Origin of the sequence: Pontibacterium sp. (assembly GCF_041587635.1) — a bacterium.
Lineage (GTDB): Bacteria > Pseudomonadota > Gammaproteobacteria > Pseudomonadales > Balneatricaceae > Pontibacterium.
This window is the reverse complement of the sequence record NZ_JBFGYC010000439.1, coordinates 1-3,466: the sequence shown is the minus strand read 5'-3', so window position 1 is coordinate 3,466 and position 3,466 is coordinate 1. Positions and strand designations below refer to the sequence as shown.

The 3,466-nt window shown below is 47.6% G+C and carries 3 protein-coding genes; all 3 read left to right on the top strand.

From position 1 onward, the window contains the following. Positions 1 to 146 precede the first annotated feature (146 nt). Entirely contained in the window at positions 147 to 503 is a 357-nt protein-coding gene (locus ABYW01_RS17075; protein ID WP_372835048.1) for a cation:proton antiporter subunit C, read from the top strand. Beyond that, positions 503 to 2,068 carry a monovalent cation/H+ antiporter subunit D family protein gene (locus tag ABYW01_RS17070; RefSeq protein ID WP_372835045.1) on the top strand — a complete coding sequence of 522 codons (1,566 nt, stop codon included), beginning with the start codon at positions 503 to 505 and terminating at the stop codon, positions 2,066 to 2,068. Before ABYW01_RS17075 ends, ABYW01_RS17070 begins: the two co-directional genes overlap by 1 nt. After that, on the top strand, positions 2,065 to 3,466 hold a 1,402-nt coding region (locus ABYW01_RS17065), incomplete at its 3' end, for a proton-conducting transporter membrane subunit (protein WP_372835042.1). The genes ABYW01_RS17070 and ABYW01_RS17065, both read left to right, overlap by 4 nt.

The following is a 3,466-nucleotide window of genomic DNA, read 5'->3' as shown; positions in this document are numbered from 1 at the left end:
GATTACAACAAACTCGCCGTAGACCCGATCGCCGGTCAGCACTATGGGATCATCATTATTGAGTTGGGTGTGGGTATCACCGTGTTTGCGGTCATGCTGAATATTTTCTATGCCTTTGGCAGTCAGGCAGAGAGGTCAAACATCCAGTGAGCTTTATTCTCGATTATTACAACTACTGGATCGTCGTTTTTCTGATGATGGCCGGTTTTTACATTGTTATTTCTGCAAACAATCTGGTTAAGAAAATTGTGGGTCTGAATATTTTCCAGACCTCTGTTTTCATGCTCTATATATCCATGGGTAAGGTCAGCGGAGGCACAGCACCTATTGTTGCTGAAGGGGTTACTCAATACTCCAATCCGCTTCCCCATGTCTTAATTCTTACAGCCATTGTTGTCGGTGTTGCCACAACGGCGGTGGGTCTTGCACTGATTGTCCGAATCAAACGAGCTTATGGCACTGTTGAAGAGAACGAATTTGAACACAAGGATGATGCCATCTGATGCTTGAACAACATTTAGCTGCACTTCCTATTATTCTGCCCATGATTGCAGCCCCTGTTGTATTTATTCTGGGTCGCTCAGTACTTTCCTGGGGCTTTGCTACTCTGGTCAGTGGCCTGGCATTTCTGCTGTCCTGGCAGCTGCTGTCAGCCGCACTATCTGAAGGTGTAATCAGCTATGCCGTCGGCGGCTGGGCACCTCCCTGGGGTATCGAATTACGTGTAGACGCCGCCAATGCCTTTGTCCTGCTGGCAGTAACTGCCATCTCCACACTGGTGCTGGTTTATTCGAAACACAGTATCGAAAAAGAGGTAAAAGCTACCAATCATTCGCTTTTCTACACGGCACACTTGCTATGCCTTGCAGGCCTTTCAGGCATACTGATAACAGGTGATGCGTTTAACCTCTTTGTTTTTCTGGAAATCTCTTCACTGGCGACCTACACCTTAGTCAGTCTGGCTGCGGACAGGCGTTGTCTGACCGCTGCATTCCGTTATCTGGTGATGGGTACAATAGGCGCGACCTTTATCCTGATCGGTGTTGGTATGCTCTATATGAAAACCGGCACGCTGAACATGCTGGATCTCGCCGACAGAATCGACCTTTATGACAGCAGTCGTACGATTAACACCGGGCTCGCGTTTATCATGGTGGGTGTCAGTATAAAGCTTGCACTGTTTCCACTGCATATGTGGCTGCCACCGGCATACACCCATGCCCCATCAGCAGTGACAGCATTTCTGGCCAGTACCGCTACAAAAGTTGCGGTCTACGTCTTGATCCGCTTTATCTTCACTGTTTTTGGCATTGACCATGTTTTTGTTGATATGGGGATGGGCCTTATCCTGATGGTGCTGGCCGTTGTAGCTATCTTCAAATGCTCCTATATGGCAACGGTACAAAGTAACGTAAAGACTGTCCTTGCCTACAGCAGTGTCGCTCAGATTGGTTATTTGGTGCTTGGGCTTAGCCTGGTCAGTGTGGCTGGACTCATGGCCAGTATGATCCATATCTTTAACCACGCGCTGATGAAGGGTGCCCTGTTTATGGCAGTGGGTGCGGTGTTTTATCGGGTTGGCTCTGTCGATATCAAAGCCTTTGCAGGGTTAGGCAGAAAAATGCCTCTGACGATGGCAGCGTTTACCATTGCTGGCCTGAGTATTATTGGCGTCCCGCTTACTGTTGGCTTTGTCAGCAAGTGGTATTTAGTTACTGCAGCCCTGGAGCAGGGTAACTGGATTGTAGCAGCGTTGGTATTGATCGGTTCGCTATTTGCGATCATCTATATTGGTCGAATCCTTGAAACTGCATACTTTCAAAAACTACCTGAATCACGGGATCCAGAGAGCATCAAAGAGATCTCCTGGCTGATGCTCGTTCCTATGTGGGTACTTGTTATTGCCAACATCTATTTCGGCATTGATACAAGCCTGACAACTGAAGCGGCCAGTAGCGCCTCTGAATGGCTGTTCCAAACTAACAATATGCTTGAAAGCAAGGTGTTAGAAGGCAACGTGTTGGAAGGGGACGTGTTAGAAAAAAATGCGCTGGAGGTTTCTTCATGAATCTCTGGCAAGCACTGGAACCTGCACAGTTAATTACATTATCTATTTGTGTTCCTTTTTTGGGTGCACTACTTGTGATCGCGACGGGGAAAGCACCCAACCTGCGTGAAGCTGTAACGCTGATAACAGCAGCAATACTGTTCAGTATTGTTCTGGCAATTACCGATTACACTTTCAAAGAAATAACTCTCCACTTAGATGTGGTCGAAATATTTCCAGGACTTGGAATCAGCTTTAGTGTTGAACCTTTAGGTGTACTCTTTGCCCTTGTCGCCAGTTTTTTGTGGATCGTCACCAGCATATACGCCATCGGATATATGCGGGGTCATAACGAAGATAACCAGACACGTTTCTTCTGCTGCTTTGCTCTGGCAATCAGTTCTGTTATGGGTATCTGCTTTTCAGGAAACCTGCTTACGCTGTTTATTTTCTATGAAGTACTGACCCTCTCCACTTATCCTTTGGTCACCCACGCGGGCAACGATGCTGCGAAGCAAGGGGGGCGGGTCTACCTGGGTATTCTTCTGAGTACTTCAATCGCATTCCTGCTATTCGCGGTGCTTGGCACTTATGCCCTAACCGGAACACTGGATTTTCGTGCTGGCGGTATTTTTGATGACTCACATAATAAAGTGGTTCTCAGTGTTCTACTGGTTCTTTTCTGCTACGGCATTGGTAAGGCGGCTATTATGCCTTTTCATCGCTGGTTACCCGCTGCGATGGTTGCGCCTACTCCGGTGAGTGCGTTGTTGCATGCTGTTGCTGTCGTAAAAGCTGGCGTATTTAGTATTCTGAAAATTGTTATCTATATATTTGGCATAGAAGGCCTGAAAGACTTGGCGACAACCGATGTCATGCTGTATATCGGTGCGGCGACAATATTGCTGTCATCCTGTATCGCCATGACCAAGGATAACCTGAAGGCACGGCTAGCCTATTCTACAGTGAGTCAGCTTAGTTATATCGTGGTAGGTGCGCTTCTCGCTTCATCAATCGCCAGTGCCGGTGCTGCCTTGCACATCGCTACTCATGCTGTTGGTAAGATCACGCTGTTCTTCTGTGCCGGTGCCATTATGGTCGCCAGCCATAAGAAAAACATCAGTGATATGGTGGGCCTGGGGCGTAAAATGCCCATCACTTTCGCAGCGTTTGCTATCGGTGCAATCAGTATTATCGGTTTGCCTCCAATGGCAGGCACCTGGAGTAAATGGTATCTCGCCATAGGCGCACTAGAAACGGATAAACTCATTATTGTGGCGGTGTTGATGGTGAGTTCCTTATTGAACATTGCTTATCTGTTACCGATTCCGATCAAAGCCTTCTTTAGCAAGCCCGTTGAAGGTGCACAGCCATGGTCCTGGTCAGAAACTAAGGAAGCGCCGTTACCGATTCTGGTTG

Bases quoted from the DNA above. Each gene is read 5' to 3' on its own strand.
- ABYW01_RS17070 (WP_372835045.1), top strand. From the start codon at position 503: ATGCTTGAACAACATTTAGCTGCACTTCCTATTATTCTGCCCATGATT.